Source organism: Streptomyces sp. NBRC 110028, from assembly GCF_001417735.1.
Classification (GTDB): domain Bacteria; phylum Actinomycetota; class Actinomycetes; order Streptomycetales; family Streptomycetaceae; genus Streptomyces.
Genome location: NZ_BBUZ01000028.1, coordinates 250,016 through 269,386 on the forward strand (window position 1 = coordinate 250,016; position 19,371 = coordinate 269,386).

General features: G+C 68.9%; 16 protein-coding genes and 2 tRNA genes. 13 read left to right on the top strand and 5 right to left on the bottom strand.

The window, feature by feature from the left end:
* Nucleotides 1-48: 48 nt before the first annotated feature.
* Entirely contained in the window at nucleotides 49-1,230 is a 1,182-nt protein-coding gene (locus ASC60_RS20260) for an acyltransferase family protein (RefSeq protein ID WP_055552860.1), read from the bottom strand.
* Nucleotides 1,231-1,793: 563 nt separating this feature from the next.
* Here ASC60_RS20260 and ASC60_RS20265 point away from each other — a divergent pair.
* Nucleotides 1,794-1,988, top strand: coding sequence for a hypothetical protein (locus ASC60_RS20265; protein ID WP_055552862.1), 195 nt, complete (start codon nucleotides 1,794-1,796; stop codon nucleotides 1,986-1,988).
* A gap of 65 nt (nucleotides 1,989-2,053) precedes the next feature.
* Here ASC60_RS20265 and ASC60_RS20270 read toward each other — a convergent pair.
* Nucleotides 2,054-2,127, bottom strand: a tRNA-Gly gene (locus ASC60_RS20270).
* Nucleotides 2,128-2,279: 152 nt separating this feature from the next.
* Between ASC60_RS20270 and ASC60_RS20275 the strand changes: the two genes are divergently transcribed.
* The 5 genes from ASC60_RS20275 (at nucleotide 2,280) to clpX (ending at nucleotide 7,091) form a co-directional block, all read left to right on the top strand.
* Nucleotides 2,280-2,356 (top strand) — tRNA-Pro (locus ASC60_RS20275).
* Between the two features lie 155 nt (nucleotides 2,357-2,511).
* On the top strand, nucleotides 2,512-3,951 hold the full coding sequence (gene tig, locus ASC60_RS20280; RefSeq protein WP_055552864.1) for a trigger factor: 1,440 nt from the start codon (nucleotides 2,512-2,514) through the stop codon (nucleotides 3,949-3,951).
* A gap of 337 nt (nucleotides 3,952-4,288) precedes the next feature.
* Nucleotides 4,289-4,903 (top strand): ATP-dependent Clp protease proteolytic subunit, encoded by a 615-nt coding sequence (locus tag ASC60_RS20285; protein ID WP_079038502.1) that lies wholly within the window; start codon nucleotides 4,289-4,291, stop codon nucleotides 4,901-4,903.
* A 61-nt stretch (nucleotides 4,904-4,964) separates the two neighbouring features.
* Nucleotides 4,965-5,621, top strand: coding sequence for an ATP-dependent Clp protease proteolytic subunit (locus ASC60_RS20290; RefSeq protein WP_055553128.1), 657 nt, complete (start codon nucleotides 4,965-4,967; stop codon nucleotides 5,619-5,621).
* Between the two features lie 183 nt (nucleotides 5,622-5,804).
* Nucleotides 5,805-7,091, top strand: coding sequence for an ATP-dependent Clp protease ATP-binding subunit ClpX (clpX, locus tag ASC60_RS20295; RefSeq protein WP_009717929.1), 1,287 nt, complete (start codon nucleotides 5,805-5,807; stop codon nucleotides 7,089-7,091).
* An 88-nt stretch (nucleotides 7,092-7,179) separates the two neighbouring features.
* Here clpX and ASC60_RS20300 read toward each other — a convergent pair whose 3' ends face one another.
* The 3 genes from ASC60_RS20300 to ASC60_RS20310 all read right to left on the bottom strand — a co-directional run bounded on the left by ASC60_RS20300 (nucleotide 7,180) and on the right by ASC60_RS20310 (nucleotide 10,099).
* Nucleotides 7,180-8,034 (bottom strand): hypothetical protein, encoded by an 855-nt coding sequence (locus tag ASC60_RS20300; RefSeq protein ID WP_055552868.1) that lies wholly within the window; start codon nucleotides 8,032-8,034, stop codon nucleotides 7,180-7,182.
* 75 nt (nucleotides 8,035-8,109) lie between these two features.
* A complete protein-coding gene (locus ASC60_RS20305) occupies nucleotides 8,110-9,111 on the bottom strand; it encodes a hypothetical protein (protein ID WP_055552870.1) in 1,002 nt (333 codons plus the stop codon).
* A gap of 31 nt (nucleotides 9,112-9,142) precedes the next feature.
* The gene (locus tag ASC60_RS20310) at nucleotides 9,143-10,099 is read right to left on the bottom strand and encodes a hypothetical protein (protein WP_055552872.1); all 957 of its coding nucleotides are present in this window, start codon (nucleotides 10,097-10,099) and stop codon (nucleotides 9,143-9,145) included.
* A 120-nt stretch (nucleotides 10,100-10,219) separates the two neighbouring features.
* Here ASC60_RS20310 and ASC60_RS20315 point away from each other — a divergent pair, with 120 nt between their 5' ends.
* From ASC60_RS20315 to mreC, 7 genes are all read left to right on the top strand, one after another.
* Nucleotides 10,220-12,853 (top strand): valine--tRNA ligase, encoded by a 2,634-nt coding sequence (locus ASC60_RS20315; protein ID WP_055552874.1) that lies wholly within the window; start codon nucleotides 10,220-10,222, stop codon nucleotides 12,851-12,853.
* 187 nt (nucleotides 12,854-13,040) lie between these two features.
* On the top strand, nucleotides 13,041-14,504 hold the full coding sequence (locus tag ASC60_RS20320) for a penicillin-binding protein 2 (RefSeq protein ID WP_055552876.1): 1,464 nt from the start codon (nucleotides 13,041-13,043) through the stop codon (nucleotides 14,502-14,504).
* Between the two features lie 77 nt (nucleotides 14,505-14,581).
* Nucleotides 14,582-16,102 carry a folylpolyglutamate synthase/dihydrofolate synthase family protein gene (locus tag ASC60_RS20325; RefSeq protein ID WP_055552878.1) on the top strand — a complete coding sequence of 507 codons (1,521 nt, stop codon included), beginning with the start codon at nucleotides 14,582-14,584 and terminating at the stop codon, nucleotides 16,100-16,102.
* A gap of 1 nt (nucleotide 16,103) precedes the next feature.
* Nucleotides 16,104-16,457 (top strand): DUF4233 domain-containing protein, encoded by a 354-nt coding sequence (locus ASC60_RS20330; protein ID WP_055552880.1) that lies wholly within the window; start codon nucleotides 16,104-16,106, stop codon nucleotides 16,455-16,457.
* Between the two features lie 75 nt (nucleotides 16,458-16,532).
* Nucleotides 16,533-16,946, top strand: coding sequence for a nucleoside-diphosphate kinase (gene ndk, locus ASC60_RS20335; RefSeq protein ID WP_055552882.1), 414 nt, complete (start codon nucleotides 16,533-16,535; stop codon nucleotides 16,944-16,946).
* Nucleotides 16,947-17,254: 308 nt separating this feature from the next.
* Nucleotides 17,255-18,274, top strand: coding sequence for a rod shape-determining protein (locus ASC60_RS20340; RefSeq protein ID WP_039941926.1), 1,020 nt, complete (start codon nucleotides 17,255-17,257; stop codon nucleotides 18,272-18,274).
* A 152-nt stretch (nucleotides 18,275-18,426) separates the two neighbouring features.
* A complete protein-coding gene (mreC, locus tag ASC60_RS20345) occupies nucleotides 18,427-19,368 on the top strand; it encodes a rod shape-determining protein MreC (RefSeq protein WP_055552884.1) in 942 nt (313 codons plus the stop codon).
* Nucleotides 19,369-19,371 lie beyond the last annotated feature (3 nt).

A 19,371-nucleotide genomic window follows, 5' to 3' on the forward strand; every position in this document is an offset into this window, starting at 1 on the left:
GGCCGGTGCGGTACCGGTCCCGGCCCCTCGGGGGCGTTCTGTGAGCCGTCAGGCGGCCGTACGGTGGCGCGCCTGCTCGGCGGCGTCCTTGCGGAAGGCCCACGTCATCTTCGGCTCCATCGCGAAGCGGAAGACGCGCTGCACCGGCGGGGTGCACAGCGCGGTGACCACACTGGCGGCGACGACGGTGACCGCGATCTCACCCAGCGGCTTGTGCACCCACTCGGCGTCGAACCAGCCCCAGAAGCGGGAGCCCTTGGCGAGGAAGCCGTGCAGCAGGTAGCCGTACAGCGTCCCGGCGCCCAGCACGGTGAACCACATGTGGCGCCGCGGCACCCAGGCGAAGAAGCAGGCGGTGAGGACCATCGAGCAGCCGAACATGGCCAGGGTCATCACGGGACCGGTCCACGCCGGGGCGTGGAGCTCCTGGACGCTGTCGCGGTGGTAGAACCAGGCCGAGTTCATCCGGGGCGCCGCCCAGTAGGCGAAGAGCAGCGCGCCCGCGAAGATCGGCACGGACGCGATCCGCATCTTGCGGCCCCGCATCAGCTGGAAGTGCTCGGGCTTCATGCACAGGCCGATGACGAAGAACGGCAGGAACTGCAGGACCCGCTGGAGGTCGAGGTCGTCGCCGATGTCGGGCGAGACGGACGCCAGGGTGGCGATCGCCAGCGAGAGCGGGACCGGCCAGCGCACCAGCTTCCAGATGGGCGTCGTGAGCCGCCACACGAACAGCGCGACCAGGAACCAGGTCAGGTACCAGGGGTCGAGCAGGCTGATCGGGTGGCCCGGGTCGTCGTCGGCCCAGCGCTTGAAGAAGCTGTACGCCACTTCGAAGAGCACGTACGGCACGGCGACCCCGGTGATGAGGCGCCGGAGCCGGTCGGGCCGCATGTCGAAGCTGCGGGAGAAGAAGCCGGAGATGACGATGAAGGCCGGCATGTGGAAGGTGTACACGGTCATGTACAGGGCTTCCGCGGTGCGGCTGGAGTCGGTGAGCGGCTCCCACGAGTGGGCCATCGCGACCAGCACGATCGCGAGGTACTTCGCGTTGTCGAAGAACGCGTCCCGCTGCTTCGGCTTCTGCCCGGCAGGGGCACTGGCGGCGGGCGGAGTCGCCTGACGCACCGCTTCTTCGCGCTGCGGTGTGGGGGGTGCCCCGGCCTCGGCCACCCGGGCCGGGGGGAGGGGGGACCGCTGGGAACCGTGCGGGCGCAGGGAGTTGGTCACAGGCCCTCCCACCAGGAGCTGGGGGAGAGCACCCGGGACCGCACTGCGCGTGGGGGAGAGATGGCAGCGTGGAACATCTGAGGCACGATAGCGCCGAAACCTCTATTGCGTAAAACCTCGTCCAGGTCTTCCCCGGTAATACAGTTCACACTCCGGCCGATAGCCGACCGTTATCAAGTCGACATAGCGATCCGGTTGTTCGATATGAGGAACCAGACCGCCCGTTCTGTCGGGTTTCATCCCCCTTAAATGGTGCATATGCCCCTCAGGTGGCTCCGGTGGTATGTCTGATTCATGGAAATCGGAATTCCCTTCCGGGTTATGTGATCAGGCCGAGAATTGATCCACGAAATTGTGGGGAGCGTCACCCGTAACCGCCCGTGTAAAGGATTTCTGACGGGGTACCAAGGGGGTGGGTGTGGTGTGCGCCGGCGCAGGTGATCACCTCACCCTGCTGCTGTGGAGCCGTAGTTGATGGCACGATGGTTGCAGCGGGGGTGTGCGAGGTCGCGTGCTTCCGGGGCCGGGTGAAGACATGAGCGACCGAGGAAGTGTGATCAGCTGTGGTCATTTCCCTGTCATTGGTGGTGCTGGTGGGGATCATCCTCGTATTGATGATCCGTGCCGGGAAGACGAAGCCGGGGCCGGCGCTGGTCGCCGCCCTCTTCGGCTTTCTTCTGGCCTCCTCCGACCTGGCGCCGAACATCCAGGACTTCCTCGACTCGGTCGCCAGCTCCATCAGCGACATCAACCTCTGAGTCGCGTCCGGGAACGCCGACGGCCCGGCTCCTGGGGGATCCCCGGGGCCGGGCCGTCGTGCGTATGGAGCGGGCGACGGGAATCGAACCCGCGTAGCCAGTTTGGAAGACTGGGGCTCTACCATTGAGCTACGCCCGCACGCGCCGCGCTTCGCCCAGGTGTGATCACCTGTGACCGCGGCACGGGAAGCATCGTAGCGGGTCCGGGCCCTGTCCCGCACACCCTTGCCCCGCGGTGGAATAACGGGCGGCCGGGGCGTCCGCGGCCATGTACCCTACGTGTCGCACCGACGGGGTGTGGCGCAGCTTGGTAGCGCGTCCGCTTTGGGAGCGGAAGGTCGTCGGTTCGAATCCGGCCACCCCGACCATCCACAGGCGTCAAGATCGCGTTGTGGGCCGCGTCATGCTTGCGGTTACTATGCAAGCTGCGCGTCTGTGTCCTTTCTCTACCGGGCGCGATCCGCTGCGAAGCATCAGTGCGAGGCAGCAGAACACCACACGTCAGCCCCAAGGAGACCGAACCGTGAAGAGCGCCGTGGAGAACCTGAACCCGACCCGGGTTCGGCTCACTGTCGAGGTGCCCTTCGAGGAGCTCAAGCCCAGCCTCGACGCGGCGTACAAGAAGATCAACCAGCAGGTCACGGTGCCTGGCTTCCGCAAGGGCAAGATCCCGGCCCGCATCATCGACCAGCGTTTCGGCCGCGGCGCGGTGCTGGAGGAGGCCGTCAACGACGCCCTCCCGAAGTTCTACACCGACGCGGTCAACGAGGGTGAGCTGAACCCGCTCGGGCAGCCCGAGGTCGACATCACCGAGCTCAAGGACAACGAGCTGCTGGCGTTCACCGCCGAGGTGGACATCCGTCCGTCGATCGAGATCCCGGACTACTCCGGCATCGAGGTCACCGTCGACTCGGTCGAGGTCTCGGACGAGGACATCGACAAGTCGGTCGAGCAGCTGCGCGACCGCTTCGCCACCACCAGCCCCGTCGAGCGCGCAGCCGGTGAGGGCGACATCGTCGTGATCGACCTGGAGGCCAAGGTCGACGGCGAGGTGCTGGAGGACGGTGTCGCCGAGGGCGTCACCTACACCATCGGCTCCGGTGAGCTGCTCGACGGCATCGACGAGGCCGTGACCGGCCTGGAGGCCGGTGGCACCGCCACCTTCACCTCCGAGCTGAAGGGCGGCTCCGCGCAGGGCAAGGAGGCCGAGGTCTCCGTCAAGGTGAACGAGGTCAAGGCCCGGGAGCTGCCCGAGCTGGACGACGACTTCGCCCAGCTGGCCAGCGAGTTCGACACCCTCGAGGAGCTGCGCGCGGACAGCCGCAAGCGCCTGGAGCAGTCGAAGAAGTACGACCAGGCCACCCAGGCCCAGGAGAAGGTGCTGGACGCCCTCCTGGAGCTGGTCGAGGTGCCGATCCCCGAGAAGCTGCTCGAGGACGAGATCCAGACCCGGAAGCACAACCTGGAGCACCACCAGCTCGGCCAGATGGGCATGAACCTGGAGTCCTACCTGGAGCTTCAGGGCAAGACCGCCGAGGAGTTCGACGCCGAGCTCAAGGAGCAGGCGGAGAAGGGCATCCGGACCCAGTTCGTCCTCGACGAGCTGGTCAACAAGGAGAAGCTGTCCGTCGGCCAGGAGGAGCTCACCGAGCACCTGATGCGCCGTGCGCAGTCCTCCGGCATGAGCCCGGACCAGTTCGCCCAGGCCGTCGTCGAGGGTGGCCAGGTGCCGATGCTCGTCGGTGAGGTCGCGCGCGGCAAGGCGCTCGCGGTCGTGGTCGAGGCCGCCAAGGTCGTGGACGACAAGGGCGAGACCGTCGACCTCGACGACGAGGACGAGACCGCGGAGACGGTCGAGGCCGGTGCCGAGGGCCCCGAGGCGGGCGACGAGGCCGCCGAGGCCACCGAGGCCGCCGAGGCCGCTCCGGAGCAGGAGAAGGCGCAGGACAAGGCCGAGGGCTGATCCTCGCCGCTCCGCAGCCCGTACGAACGGGCCCGAACGTCTGCGCGCGTCCGGGCCCGTTCGTGTTCCGCGAACCGTTCCGTGAGTCCTTTCCGTGGATCCTTCCGTGAAGGCGTTGCGCCAAGGCGTTGCACGAAGGCCGCGGGGGCGGCGGAACCTGCGCTCAGAGCGAACAGTTCCTGATGCGGGATGGCGCCCGCCGACCAGCGCGTTAGGGTCCGTAGATACGAGGGCAGGGAGTCTCGCAGGCCCGCCGGATCGCACCGGCCGGCCCGTCCCGAGCCCAGAAGAAGACGCTGAGACGGCCAGTCGCCGTCAGAGACGAGCAGGTGGATACGTGACGAATACGATGCCTTCCGCCGCCGGCGAGCCGACCGGCGGTGGCCTCGGCGACCAGGTCTACAACCGGCTGCTCGGTGAGCGGATCATCTTCCTCGGCCAGCCGGTCGACGACGAAATCGCCAACAAGATCACCGCGCAGCTGCTCCTGCTCGCCGCGGACCCGGACAAGGACATCAACCTCTACATCAACTCTCCGGGCGGCTCGATCTCGGCGGGCATGGCGATCTACGACACCATGCAGTTCATCAAGAACGACGTGGTCACCATCGCCATGGGCCTCGCTGCCTCGATGGGCCAGTTCCTGCTCAGTGCCGGCACCCCGGGCAAGCGGTTCGCGCTGCCGAACGCCGAGATCCTGATTCATCAGCCGTCCGCGGGCCTGGCCGGCTCGGCCTCGGACATCAAGATCCACGCCGAGCGGCTGCTGCACACCAAGAAGCGGATGGCCGAGCTGACCGCGTTCCACACCGGGCAGACCGTCGAGCAGATCACCCGCGACTCCGACCGCGACCGCTGGTTCTCCGCCGACGAGGCCAAGGACTACGGCCTGATCGACGAGGTCATCACCTCCGCCGCGAACGTTCCGGGCGGGGGCGGCACCGGGGCCTGAGACCCGCCGTCCCGCAGCCGACCTCCAGCCCTTTGATCGCCACAGGATGGTGAACACCCAGATGAACAACTTTCCCGGCAGTGGCCTCTACGACGGCCCGATGGCCGAATCGCGCTATGTCGTTCCGCGCTTCGTCGAGCGCACCTCCCAGGGTGTCCGGGAGTACGACCCGTACGCGAAGCTCTTCGAGGAGCGCGTGATCTTCCTGGGCGTCCAGATCGACGACGCCTCGGCCAACGACGTCATGGCGCAGCTGCTGTGCCTGGAGTCGATGGACCCGGACCGCGACATCTCGGTCTACATCAACTCGCCCGGCGGCTCGTTCACCGCGCTGACCGCCATTTACGACACGATGCAGTTCGTCAAGCCCGACATCCAGACGGTGTGCATGGGCCAGGCGGCGTCCGCCGCGGCCGTGCTGCTCGCCGCCGGTACCCCCGGCAAGCGGATGGCGCTCCCCAACGCCCGTATCCTGATCCACCAGCCGTACAGTGAGACGGGCCGGGGTCAGGTCTCCGACCTGGAGATCGCGGCCAACGAGATCCTGCGGATGCGGTCGCAGCTGGAGGAGATGCTGGCCAAGCACTCCACCACGCCGATCGAGAAGATCCGCGACGACATCGAGCGGGACAAGATCCTGACCGCCGAGGAGTCGCTGGCGTACGGTCTGGTCGACCAGATCGTCTCGACCCGTAAGACCTCGGTCGGCCTGGGCTGAAGCCCGGGCGGCCCGGCGCCCCTTGGACCAGTTCGGTCCAAGGGGGGCCCGAACCGGGGGCCCGGCAAGGTACCGTCATAGAGGGCTGGGGGCCGGCCCCCGGAAACATCAAGCGGAAAGCTCGCAGCGCAAGCACCCGGTTCCGCGGAGCAAAGCGGATCCAAGGCGAAGGGGAAGCACCTCGTGGCACGCATCGGTGACGGCGGCGACCTGCTCAAGTGCTCGTTCTGCGGAAAGAGCCAGAAGCAGGTGAAGAAGCTCATCGCGGGCCCTGGTGTGTACATCTGCGATGAGTGCATCGATCTCTGCAACGAGATCATCGAGGAAGAGCTGGCCGAGACCTCCGAGGTGCGCTGGGAGGAACTCCCCAAGCCGCGGGAGATCTACGAGTTCCTCGAGGGCTATGTGGTCGGCCAGGAGGCCGCCAAGAAGTCCCTGTCCGTCGCGGTCTACAACCACTACAAGCGGGTCCAGGCCGGAGAGAACGGCAGCCACAGCAAGGACGACGGCATCGAGTTGGCGAAGTCCAACATCCTGCTGCTCGGCCCGACCGGCTCCGGGAAGACCCTGCTCGCGCAGACCCTCGCCCGGATGCTGAACGTTCCCTTCGCCATCGCCGACGCCACCGCGCTCACCGAGGCGGGCTACGTCGGCGAGGACGTGGAGAACATCCTCCTCAAGCTGATCCAGGCCGCCGACTACGACGTCAAGAAGGCCGAGACGGGCATCATCTACATCGATGAGATCGACAAGGTGGCCCGCAAGAGCGAGAACCCCTCGATCACCCGCGATGTCTCCGGCGAGGGCGTGCAGCAGGCGCTGCTGAAGATCCTCGAGGGGACCACGGCCTCCGTTCCGCCGCAGGGCGGCCGGAAACACCCGCACCAGGAATTCATCCAGATCGACACGACGAACGTGCTGTTCATCGTGGGCGGTGCCTTCGCCGGTCTGGAGAAGATCATCGAATCGCGGGCCGGTGCCAAGGGCATCGGCTTCGGCGCCACGATCCGCTCCAAGCGCGAGATCGAGGCCAGCGACCAGTTCCAGGAGGTCATGCCGGAGGACCTGGTGAAGTTCGGGATGATCCCGGAGTTCATCGGCCGGCTCCCCGTCATCACCTCCGTCCACAACCTCGACCGCGAGGCGCTGCTGCAGATCCTGGTCGAGCCGCGGAACGCGCTGGTGAAGCAGTACCAGCGGCTGTTCGAACTCGACGGCGTGGAGCTGGACTTCGACCGCCCCGCCCTGGAGGCCATCGCCGACCAGGCGATCCTGCGCGGCACCGGCGCGCGCGGCTTGCGCGCCATCATCGAAGAGGTCCTGATGTCGGCGATGTACGAGGTGCCGTCCCGCAAGGACGTGGCCCGTGTCGTCATCACCGAGGACGTCGTCCACTCGAACGTCAACCCGACGCTGGTGCCCCGCTCGCGCGGTACCGAGCCGGGTGAACGGCACGAGAAGAGCGCGTGAGCGCCGCGTAGAGCGCATGCGAAGAGGGCCCCGGTCTCCCGGGGCCCTCTTCGTGTCACAGGCCGCCGTAGGGCCTCCTGTGGGCGGGCTAGGCGGGCTCGCGGGTGTCCTCGTAGATGCCCGCGGTCACCTTCGCGAAGGCTTCCAGGTCGACGTCGGACGCGGTGGTGTTCTCCGCGTTGACGTCCAGCACCATCGCCGCGTCCGTCTCCTCCGCCCAGGCGCACGCCGGGGCGTAGATCCGGTCGTACATCTTCACGACTTCGCAGTCGATGGCGGGCCCGTCCGCGCCGTCCGGCCGGAACGTCTCGCGCTTCTGCTCGACGGACGGGGTGCCCTCGCCGTCCTCGAAGCCCTTGAACATCCCGTCCTGGACCCGGTCGGGGTCGTTGATCTCCCCGTACATGCCGGAGAACGCGAGCCCCGAGTTCTCGTCGTCGGCGCGCTGGTACTGCCCGAGGACGGAGGTCGCGCCCTTGGGCATGCTGTCCTGCACGCTGGTGCCCTCGTCCTTCAGCTCGTCGGTGCCCTTGGACAGCGTGTACGTGCCGTCGTCGAGCGTCTTGGGCGTGACGAGCCGCATCGGCGCGGGGCCGCTGTCGCCGCCGGAGAGCACCACGGCGCCGGTGACGATCGCCCCCACCACCACGAGTCCCGCCGCCGACATCGCGATGATCTTGGTGCGATTGCGGCCCGGCGGGGGCCCGGGCGGCGCCGGGTAGCCCGGCTGCCCGGCCTGGCCATAGGGACCCGGCGCTTGCGGATAGCCGTACCCCGGCTGGGGCGGCTGCGGATAGCCGTAACCCGGGTTCTGCGCGTACGGGTTGGGCACCGCGGACGGCTGCTGCCCCCCGCCGTACGGGTTGGGCTGGGCGCCCCCGTACGGGCCGGGCCCGCCGCCGCCGTAGGGGCCGGGCGGCGGCGGTGGCTGGTTGTGGCTCATGGGCGTGGGGGTATCCCTCCGGACGGTGGACGGCGTGTGGACAGGGACGGTGCGGAACCGCGCCCGGGAGCGCGGCTACTTGGGGATCTCGACGCGCGCGTCCTTCCGGACCTTCGCGGTGATCTCCGCGGCCGCGTCCAGCGACATGCTCTTGCCGGAGAGCGCGGCCGCGGTGTCGGAGACGACCACATAGGCGATCGTGCTGTGGTCGCCCCACATGCAGATCGGGATGGTGAACCCCTTGGTGGGCAGCCCGCTGGAGCCGGAGTCCCCGCTCGGGGTGAACTTGGCGTTCTGGCACTTCATCACGGCGTTGTCGAGCCCGCTGGGGGACACCTTCTCCGGGCTGCCCACCAGTTCGGCCTTCATGCTGCCGGCCGACTTGTCCTTCTCGGATTCCTCGGCGATCTTCGAGAAGGCACCGTCCACGACCGCCTCGGGGTCCTTCACCTCACCCCAGACGCCGTTGAGCTGCAGCTGCTTCGAGGTCATACCCTCGCCGGACTTGTAGTCCGCGCCCTCGGTCTTCGGGTTGCTGACGCCGAACTTCTCGAAGTCGTCCGCGTCCGACGAGGTGATCCCGCCGCCGCTGGAGGAGTCGGACTTCGTGTACTCACCGGCCACGGTCTGCGGGGTGGTGAGCTTGTAGCGCTTGCCGTCGTCGGCGACCGTGCCGCCGCCGTCGCCGCCGCTGAACACCACGACACCGCCGACCACCGCGGCCACCACGACCACCGCGCCGATGGCTATCGCCAGGCCCTTCTTCTTGCCGCCACCCTGGCCCGGGCCCGGCTGGTACGGCCCCGGCATGCCCGGCTGGCCGTACGGCTGCTGGCCGTAGGGCTGCTGACCATACGGCTGCTGACCGTAGGGCTGCTGCTGGCCGTACGGGTTCGGGGGCTGACCGGGCTGCTGCGGGTGGCCGTAGCCGGACTGCGGGGGCTGTCCGTACGGACCGGGCTGCTGGGGCGGCTGCTGCGGGTAGCCGTAGCCGGGCTGGCCGGCGGCACCGCCCTGTCCGTACGGACCCGGCTGCTGGGGCTGCTGGCCGTAGGGGCCCGGCTGGTTGTGACTCATGTTCTTCCCTCGTTAGGTTGTGCTGTTGGAGCTATTGGTCGATCTCGACGCGTGCGTCCTCACGCACCTTGGCGGTCAGCCCCGCGGCGTCCTCCAGCGACATGCTGCCGCCGAGAACGGCCCGCGCCGGGTCCGCCATCACCGCGACGCCCAGGGTGCTTTTGTCGCCCCAGACGCACGCGGGCGCCTCCATGGATCCCTGATCCGACGTGAACTTCAGGGACTGGCACTTCATCACGTCCCCGTCGAAGCCGTCCGGCGAGAACTCCTGGGGAGTGCCCTTCGCTTGCGCGGTGCCGTTGTCCTGCAGCGCCTTGACGATGACCGCCAGGGCGAGGTCCGCGCCCCGCTTCGGGTCGGTCACCTCTCCCCAGACACCGGTGAACTTCAGCATCTCCTTGCCGTCGGTCTGGTAGTCGGCCGCCACCAGGTGCGGATCCTTGACCACCGGGACCTGCTGCAGGTCCTTCTTGCCCGCCGCCGACAGATCGCCGTCGTCCGTGCCGCTGCCCTGGCGCTGGTACTCCTCCGCGACCGTCTTCGGGGTCGTGAGCTTGTACGGACCGCTGTCACCGCCGAACAGCAGGAACCCGCCCGCCGTCAGCGCTCCCACGACCACCAGCGCACCCACCGCCAGGCCGACGGTCCGGCCCTTGCGGCGGCCACCGGGCGCGGCGGGCGGCGCGGGCGGGCCGCCGTGGAAGCCCTGCCCGGGCTGACCAGGCTGCCCGGGCTGACCCGGCTGTCCGGGCTGACCCGGCCGCGGGGCCTGCCGGCCGTAGGGGTTCGCCGGGGCGCCGTACGGGCCGCCGCCGCTGTACGGAGGGGGCGCGGCGTAACCCCCGGGCTGCCCGGGCTGGGCCGGCTGCGGGTGGCCGTAGCCGGTGGGCTGGGCATACGGATTCGGCACTGGTGGCTGGCCGGCGCCGTGAGGACCCGGCTGCGCCCCGTAGGGACCGGGCTGCGGCGGCGGGCTCTGATAGCTCATCGTGCCTCTCCTAGAAGCGCATGACAGGTCCCGAACATCCTTCCCGACGCGCCCCGGCGGCGTTGCGGCGGGGCCGCAACGGGTTCGTAACGGAGTCCGGCGGCCCTTTAGACTGCCGGGGTGACCGAGAACTCTCAGCAGCGCCCCGACAGCGGGCCGAACAGCCACCCTGAACTGCCGACCCAGTACGCGCCGGCCGATGTAGAGGGGCAGCTGTACGAGCGCTGGGTAGAGCGCGGTTACTTCGAGGCGGACGCCAAGAGCGGCAAGGAGCCGTACACGATCGTCATTCCGCCGCCCAACGTGACCGGATCGCTCCACCTGGGCCACGCCTTCGAGCACACGATCATCGACGCGCTCACCCGCCGCAAGCGGATGCAGGGCTACGAGACGCTGTGGCAGCCGGGCATGGACCACGCCGGTATCGCCACCCAGAACGTGGTCGAGCGCGAGCTGGCCAAGGAGGGCGTCTCCCGGCACGACCTGGGCCGTGAGGCGTTCATCGAGCGTGTGTGGCAGTGGAAGAACGAGTCCGGCGGGCAGATTTCCGGCCAGATGCGGCGGCTGGGCGACGGCGTCGCGTGGAACCGCGAGCGGTTCACCATGGACGAGGGGCTGTCCAGGTCCGTCCAGACCATCTTCAAGAAGCTCTACGACGATGAGCTGATCTACCGCGCCGAGCGCATCATCAACTGGTGCCCCCGCTGCCTCACCGCCATCTCCGACATCGAGGTGGAGTACCAGGACGACGACGGCGAACTGGTGTCGATCCGGTACGGCGAGGGGGACAACTCCATCGTCGTCGCCACGACCCGCGCCGAGACGATGCTGGGCGACACCGCGGTCGCCGTCCACCCCGACGACGACCGCTACCGCCACATGGTCGGCACCGAGATCGAACTGCCGCTCACCGGCCGCCGCATCCCGGTCGTCGCCGACGCCCACGTCGACCCGGAGTTCGGCACCGGCGCGGTCAAGGTCACCCCGGCCCACGACCCGAACGACTTCGAGATCGGCCAGCGCCACGGCCTGCCGAACCTCAGCGTCATGGACGAGCACGCGGTGATCACCGCGCACGGCCCCTTCCAGGGCCTGGACCGGCTGGAGGCCCGCAGCGCCATCGTCGGCGCGCTGCGCGCCGAGGGCCGGATCGTGGCGGAGAAGCGCCCGTACACCCACTCCGTGGGCCACTGCTCGCGCTGCAAGACCACGATCGAGCCGCGGCTGTCCATGCAGTGGTGGGTCAAGGTCGGCCCGCTGGCCAAGGAGGCGGGCGACGCCGTCCGCGACGGCCGGGTCAGCATCCACCCGGAGGACATGTCGAAGCGCTACTTCGACTGGGTCGACAACCTGCACGACTGGTGCATCTCGCGTCAGCTGTGGTGGGGCCACCGGATCCCGGTCTGGTACGGACCGGAGGGCGAGGTCGTCTGCGTCGGACCGGACGAGGAGCCGCCGAGCGGCGAGGGGTGGCGCCAGGACAGTGACGTCCTGGACACCTGGTTCTCCTCCGGCCTGTGGCCGTTCTCCACGCTCGGCTGGCCCGAGCGGACCGACAGCCTGGCGAAGTTCTATCCGAACGCGGTCCTGGTCACCGGCTACGACATCCTCTTCTTCTGGGTCGCCCGGATGATGATGTTCGGCCTGTACGCGATGGACGGCACCCCGCCGTTCCGCACCATCGCCCTGCACGGGATGGTCCGCGACCAGTTCGGCAAGAAGATGTCCAAGTCCTTCGGGAACGCGGTCAATCCGCTGGACTGGATGGACACCTACGGCTCGGACGCCGTCCGCTTCACCCTCGCCCGCGGCGCCAACCCCGGGGTGGACGTGCCGATCGGCGAGGACTGGGTCCAGGCGTCCCGCAACTTCGCCAACAAGATCTGGAACGCGACCCGCTTCGCGCTGATGAACGGCGCGACGGTCGAGGGCGAACTGCCCGCCCCCGAGCAGCTGTCGGCCACCGACCGATGGATCCTGTCCCGGCTGAACGAGGTCGTCGCGGACGTCGACGCGTTCTACGACGACTACCAGTTCGCGAAGCTCTCGGACACGCTCTTCCACTTCGCGTGGGACGAGGTCTTCGACTGGTACGTCGAGCTGTCCAAGACCACCTTCCAGAAGGGCGGCCCGGAGGCCGACGCCTCGCGGCGCGTCCTCGGTGAGGTCCTCGACGTCACGCTGCGGCTGCTGCACCCGGTGGTCCCGTTCGTCACCGAGAAGCTGTGGACCGCGCTCACCGGCCAGGAGTCGGTCGTCATCGCCGACTGGCCGACCGACAGCGGCTTCCGCGACGAGGCCGCGGAGCGGGAGATCGAGAACCTGCAGCAGGTGGTCACCGAGGTCCGCCGGTTCCGCGCCGACCAGGGTCTCCAGCCCGGTCAGAAGGTCCCGGCCCGGCTCGAGCTGTCCGGCACCTCGCTCGCCGCGCACGAGGACGCGATGCGCTCCCTGCTGCGCCTCCAGCCGGCCGGGGAGGGCTTCACCGCCACCGCCTCGCTGCCGGTGGCGGGCGCGACCGTGGCGCTGGACCTGTCCGGCGCGATCGACGTCGAGGCCGAGCGCAAGCGGCTGGCCAAGGACCTCGCCGCGGCCGAGAAGGACAAGGCGCAGACCACGGCCAAGCTGTCCAACGAAGGGTTCCTGGCCAAGGCCCCCGACCACGTGGTGGAGAAGATCCGCGTCCGGCAGGCCACCGCCGAGGCCGACATCGCCCGGATCACCGCGCAGTTGGCGTCCCTGCCCCAGGGCTGAGCCCGGCCCGTACCGAGCGCCCCCGCCTTCAGGCGGGGGCGCTCCGTGCTTCCCCCGCCCCCCCCGGGCCGGTGTGCGATGTCCCACGGTGACCGCCGGGGAGGCCGATCCGTACGGTGGGTCGGGAACCCATGACCGCCTTCCGGGAGTTATCCACCAGTACGTCCCGGAAGGAGCTCCCCCTCCCATGAACAAACCGCTGCGGCGCGCCTCCGTCTTCTCCCTGCTGCTCGTGCTGGTCCTGGTCGCCTGGGTCACCTATGTCCAGGTGGCGGAGGGGGCGAGTTTCCGGGACAACTCCCACAACGAACGCAACACCATCAGCCAGTACGCCAACCCGCTGGGCAACATCATGGCGGGGGGCAGGCCCATCACCGGCTCGACCGCCACCACCGGCGATCTGAAGTACAAGCGGACGTACCCCGACGGGAAGCTCTACGCCCCGGTCACCGGCTATTCCTCGCAGTCGTACGGCAGCAACCAGCTGGAGGCCCTGAACCGGTCCGTGCTCGACGGCTCCGACACCCGGCTGAAGAACCCCTTGGAGGCGCTGACCCGGGAGCCGTCCAAGCCGGGCGATGTGCTGACGACGATCGACCCGGCCGTGCAGAAGGCCGCCTTCGAGGGACTGGGGAACAAGACCGGCGCGGCCGTGGCGCTCGACCCGGAGACCGGCAAGGTGCTCGCCCTGGCCAGCACGCCCTCGTACGACCCGGGCACCTTCGCCGGGTCCGGTACCGCCGACCAGAAGGCGTGGCTGAAGCTGACGAAGGACAAGGACCAGCCGATGCTGAACCGGGCGCTGCGCCAGACGTATCCGCCGGGGTCGGCGTTCAAGCTGGTGGTCGCCGCGGCGGCCCTGGAGGACGGGCTGTACTCGTCGGTGGACGAGCCGACCAGGAGCCCGGACCCGTACCGGCTGCCCGGCACGGTCACCGACATGAAGAACGAGAACGCGTCGGCGCCCTGTGAGAACGCGACGATCCGCACGGCCCTGCAGTACTCGTGCAACACGGTCTTCGCGAAGCTGGCCGTGGACCTGGGCCAGTCCAAGCTGCGCGCCGAGGCGAAGAAACTGGGCTTCGGCGACTCCGAGCTGGACATACCGGTGCGGGCCGCCAAGAGCGTGTACCCGAGCGGGATGGACGACGCGCAGACGGCGCTGACCGGCATGGGCCAGTTCGACGTGACCGCGACCCCGCTCCAGATGGCGATGGTCTCCTCGGCGATCGCGAACGACGGCAAGCTGATGAAGCCCCACGAGGTGGACCGCACGACGGACGGCAGCGCGACCACCCTGGACCGCACCGAGCCGGAGACCTACAGCCAGGCGATGTCGAAGTCCACGGCGAAGGAGCTGCGGTCGGCGATGCGGACCGTCGTGCAGAAGGGCACGGGCACCAACGCGAAGATCCCCGGGGTCGAGGTCGGCGGCAAGACCGGCACCGCGCAGCACGGCGAGGACAACAGCGGTAATCCGTTCGCGTGGTTCGTGAGTTACGCGGATGACGGAAGCGGCCACAAGATCGCGGTCGCGGTGGTGGTCGAGGACAGCGACGCGCCCCGCGCGGACATCTCCGGTGGCGGTCTGGCCGGGCCGATCGCCAAGTCGATGATGTCCGCGGCCCTGGAGGGCGGCGCGGCCTCCTGAGGGGCCGTTCGGGGCCGCTCCCGGGACGGCATGGGCGCTTCCGGGGCCTGTCGGGGGTCACTCGTAGACTGGTCCGTGTGAGCGAGCGCCCCCAGAACCAACCGGACGAACAGAACGAACCGGACGAATTCGACGACATCGTCGGAGCCGAGACCGACCGCGACCCCGATCTGGCGGTGATCGAGGCGGGCAGCCGGACGCTGCGCGCGCAGTCGGGCCCGCCGCAGGGCGACGGCATTCCGGCTCGTCCCTCCGACCCCGAGGTGGACCGCGCGCTGCGCGAGGTGGAGGCGGAGCTGGCCACGCGGTGGGAGGAGACCAAGCTCGACCCCTCGCTGGTGCGCATGGAGGCGCTGCTGGACATCCTCGGCTCGCCCCACCGCGCCTACCCCTCGATCCACATCACCGGGACGAACGGCAAGACCAGCACCGCCCGCATGATCGAAACGCTGCTCGGCTCCTTCGAACTGCGCACCGGCCGCTACACGAGCCCGCACGTGCAGTCCGTCACCGAGCGGATCAGCCTGGACGGGGCGCCGATCTCCGCCGAGCGCTTCATCGAGACGTACCAGGACATCGCGCCGTACATCGAGATGGTCGACGACCGGCAGCAGTACCGGCTGTCGTTCTTCGAGGTGCTCACCGGCATGGCCTACGCGGCCTTCGCGGACGCCCCGGTGGACATCGCCGTCGTCGAGGTCGGCATGGGCGGCTCCTGGGACGCCACCAATGTGATCGACTCGGACGTCGCGGTGATCATGCCGATCTCGCTGGACCACACCGACCGGCTCGGCGGCACTCCGGGGGAGATCGCGGCCGAGAAGTCCGGGATCGTCAAGCAGGACGCCACGGTGGTGCTCGCGCAGCAGCCCGTGGAGGCCGCGTCCGTGGTGCTCAAGCGCGCCGTCGAGGTGGACGCCACGGTGGCCCGCGAGGGCATGGAGTTCGGGGTGGTCTCCCGCGAGGTGGCGGTCGGCGGCCAGCTGGTGACGCTGCGCGGCCTCGGCGGTGAGTACCCCGAGATCTTCCTCCCGCTGCACGGCGCCCACCAGGCGCACAACGCGGCGGTGGCGCTGGCCGCCGTCGAGGCGTTCTTCGGCGTCGGCTCCCAGCACGCCCGGCCGCTGGACCTGGACACCATCCGCTCCGCCTTCGCCTCCGTCAGCTCCCCGGGCCGGATGGAGGTGGTGCGCCGCAGCCCGACCGTGGTGCTGGACGCCGCGCACAACCCCGGGGGCGCCCGGGCGGCGGCCGAGGCGGTCACCGAGGCGTTCGATTTCAGCCGCCTCATCGGCGTGGTCGGGGCCAGCGAAGGCAAGGACGTTCGGGGGCTATTGGAAGCCTTTGAGCCGATTTTCGCCGAAATCGTGGTGACCCGTAATTCCAGCCATCGCGCGATGGACGCGGATGAGCTGGCCGGGCTCGCCGTCGAGGTGTTCGGCTCCGACCGCGTGCAGGTCGAGCCCCGGCTGGACGACGCCCTGGAGGCCGCGATCACCCTCGCGGAGGAGGAGGGCGAATACGCTGGTGCGGGGGTGCTGGTCACCGGGTCGGTCATCACGGTCGGCGAGGCCCGGCTGCTTCTGGGAAAGGGCTGAAATGCGGACGCTGTGCGCCTCCACTCTGATCGGCGAGTTCTTCGTGATCGGCTTCGCCGGGCTGGTCGCGATGAAGGTGTCCGGCCTGTCGATGGGCACCGTCTGGACGGTCTGCGGTATCGCCATGGCGCTGTGTGTACTGCTGTGCGGCATGCTGAGCCGCCCCGGGGCGGTGCAGATCGGCTGGGCCCTGCAGATCGGGCTGGTGCTGAGCGGTTTCGTGGTGACCACCATGTTCTTCCTCGGCGTGGTCTTCGCCGGGCTGTGGTGGGCCTCGGTCCACTTCGGCCGCAAGGTCGACCAGGCGAAGGAGCGGTTCGCCGCGGCCTCCGCCGCCTCGCCTGACGCTGCGTGACGTGGTCGGCGATCACCCATGTAGCCTCAGCCGCACAGCTTCACCCGCATGCCACTTCCCAAAGGAGCCCGCACCGTGAGCCAGCGCACGCTCGTCCTTCTCAAGCCCGACGCCGTACGACGCGGACTGGTGGGCGAGATTCTCGGCCGGATCGAGCGGAAGGCGGGGTGGACGATCTCCGCCCTGGAGCTGCGCCGGCTGGGCCGTGAGCTGCTGGAGCAGCACTATGCCGAGCACGTCGGCAAGCCCTTTTACGAGCCCCTGGTCGAGTTCATGTCCTCCGGGCCGGCCGTGGCGCTGGTCGTCGAGGGCGAGCGTGTGATCGAGGGCGTCCGGGCGCTGGCCGGGCCGACCGACCCGATCGCCGCGGCGCCCGGTTCCATCCGTGGCGATTTCGGCACCATCGTTCGGGAAAATCTGATCCATGCCTCCGACTCCGAAGAGTCGGCCGAGCGGGAAATCAAGATTTTCTTTCCCGGTCTCGCCTGATCTCATCTGATCTCGCTCTGATCGATCATCAGCTGGTCACACCCCTGCTGGCCTGGGGGCGGTCGAATTTATCGGCCGCCCCTCGGCATATGCGAGCCGATCGGGGGAACGCATCTCCGCGACACGACGTCACCATTAGAGGGGGCGGGCTCGTGTTCTGCTGACAATGGCGGAGGACCCCCGCAGCGTGTTCGCGCGGGCGTGACTACGATGAAGCTTCCGCGCCTCGCAGCGCACCACATCCTGCCGACCTCAAGCAAGCAATCGCTCCAGCAGGGAAGGCCTGACGTATCCTCATGGGGAACAACATGTCGTTCATCGGCCGTGACATGGCTGTCGACCTCGGGACCGCCAACACGCTGGTGTACGTCAGGGGCCGCGGGATCGTCCTCAACGAGCCATCCGTCGTCGCCATCAACACCAACACCGGCGGAATTCTCGCCGTGGGCGCCGAGGCAAAGAAGATGATCGGCCGCACCCCTGGCAACATCGTCGCCGTGCGTCCGCTCAAGGACGGCGTTATCGCCGACTTCGAGATCACCGAGCGGATGCTGCGGTACTTCATTCTGAAGATCCATAAGCGCCGCTATCTGGCCCGTCCCCGGGTGGTCGTGTGCGTTCCGTCCGGCATCACCGGAGTCGAGCGCCGCGCGGTCATCGAGGCGTCCACCCAGGCGGGCGCCCGCCAGGTCCACATCATCGAAGAGCCCATGGCCGCGGCCATCGGTTCCGGCCTCCCGGTCCACGAGGCCACCGGCAACATGGTGGTGGACATCGGCGGCGGCACCACCGAGGTCGCCGTCATCTCGCTCGGCGGCATCGTCACCGCCCAGTCCATCCGGGTGGCCGGCGACGAGCTGGACAACGCGATCATCCAGCACATCAAGAAGGAGTACAGCCTCCTCCTTGGCGAGCGCACCGCCGAGAACATCAAGATCACGATCGGCTCGGCGTTCGAGAGCGAGGAAGAGGAGCACACCGAGATCCGCGGCCGCGACCTGGTCAGCGGGCTCCCCAAGACCGTCGTGATCTCCGCCGCCGAGGTCCGCAAGGCCATGGAGGAGCCGGTCAACTCCATCGTCGACGCGGTCAAGACCACGCTCGACAAGTGCCCGCCGGAGCTGTCCGGCGACGTCATGGACCGCGGCATCGTGCTCACCGGCGGCGGCGCGCTGCTCCGCGGCCTCGACGAGCGGCTGCGCCGCGAGACCGGCATGCCCATCCACATCGCCGAGGACCCGCTCGACTCGGTCGCGCTCGGGTCCGGCAAGTGCGTGGAGGAATTCGAGGCGCTCCAGCAGGTGCTGGACGCCCAGCCGCGCAGATGACAACCAGGTGGATCGGCCGTGCGGGCGGTGTGTCGCCCGTACGGCGCATCGGCGGATCCGCTGATATACAGGCATAAGGCTCCTTAAGGACCGGACGGCCACAACGAGATCGGGACCGGTCCGACTTCGACGAGGAAGGCACGTCGCCGCACGTGAGGGACACACGAGAGAGCCGGCTGCTCCTGGTGCTGCTGATCGCCATCGCGTTCGCGCTGATCACGGTGGATATCCGCGGCGGTGAGGACTCGCCCCTCGACGGCGCCCGTCAGGCCGCCGCTTCCGCCTTCGGCCCGGTGGAGAACGGTGTCGCGAGCGCCGTCGATCCGGTCGGCAACGCCGTCGCCGCGATCCGGGACTCCGACGAGCGGCACGACCGCATCAGCCAACTGGAGCAGGAGAACACCAGACTCAGGCAGCGGCTCGGCAGCGACGACCGCAACCGCGCCCGTACCGTCGAACTCGACAAGCTGCGCAAGGTCGCCGGCGCCGGCCAGTACGGCATCAAGGGCGCCGAGGTCATCGGCATCGGCGCCGCCCAGGGCTTCTCCTGGACCGTCACCCTCGACGTCGGCAGCGACGACGGGATCCAGCGCGACCAGACCGTCATCAACGGCGACGGACTCGTCGGCCGGGTCACCACGGTCGGCCCCTCCACCTCCACCGTGCTGCTCGCCATCGACCCCGACTTCACCGTCGGCACCCGGATGGAGAAGTCCAGCGAGCTGGGCTTCGCCACCGGACGCGGCGATCGCTCCCTGCACGTCCAGCTCCTCAACGGCAAGGCCAAGATCAAGAAGGGGGACCGGCTCGTCACCTTCGGCTCTCAGGCCGACAAGCCGTTCGTGCCCGGCGTCCCGGTCGGCAAGGTGGTCCGCGTCGACCCCACCGGCGGCGACCTCACCCGCACCCTCCAAGTGCGCCCCTACGTCCGGTTCAGCAGGCTGGACATCGTCGGCGTCGTCGTCCAGGCGCCGCGCTCCAACCCGCGCGACACCGTACTGCCGCCCAAGCCCGCGAAACCCAAGCCGGCGCCCACGGTCACCGTCACGGCCACCCCCTCCGCCACCGCAACGAGCCCGGCCAACAGGAGCTGACCG

Excerpts from the sequence above, each read along its gene's own strand:
- ASC60_RS20290 (WP_055553128.1), top strand. The coding sequence starts at position 4,965 with ATGAACAACTTTCCCGGCAGTGGCCTCTACGACGGCCCGATGGCCGAA.
- ASC60_RS20300 (WP_055552868.1), bottom strand. The coding sequence starts at position 8,034 with ATGAGCCACAACCAGCCACCGCCGCCGCCCGGCCCCTACGGCGGCGGC.
- ASC60_RS20305 (WP_055552870.1), bottom strand. The coding sequence starts at position 9,111 with ATGAGTCACAACCAGCCGGGCCCCTACGGCCAGCAGCCCCAGCAGCCG.
- ASC60_RS20310 (WP_055552872.1), bottom strand. The coding sequence starts at position 10,099 with ATGAGCTATCAGAGCCCGCCGCCGCAGCCCGGTCCCTACGGGGCGCAG.
- ASC60_RS20320 (WP_055552876.1), top strand. The coding sequence starts at position 13,041 with ATGAACAAACCGCTGCGGCGCGCCTCCGTCTTCTCCCTGCTGCTCGTG.
- ASC60_RS20330 (WP_055552880.1), top strand. The coding sequence starts at position 16,104 with ATGCGGACGCTGTGCGCCTCCACTCTGATCGGCGAGTTCTTCGTGATC.
- ASC60_RS20340 (WP_039941926.1), top strand. The coding sequence starts at position 17,255 with ATGTCGTTCATCGGCCGTGACATGGCTGTCGACCTCGGGACCGCCAAC.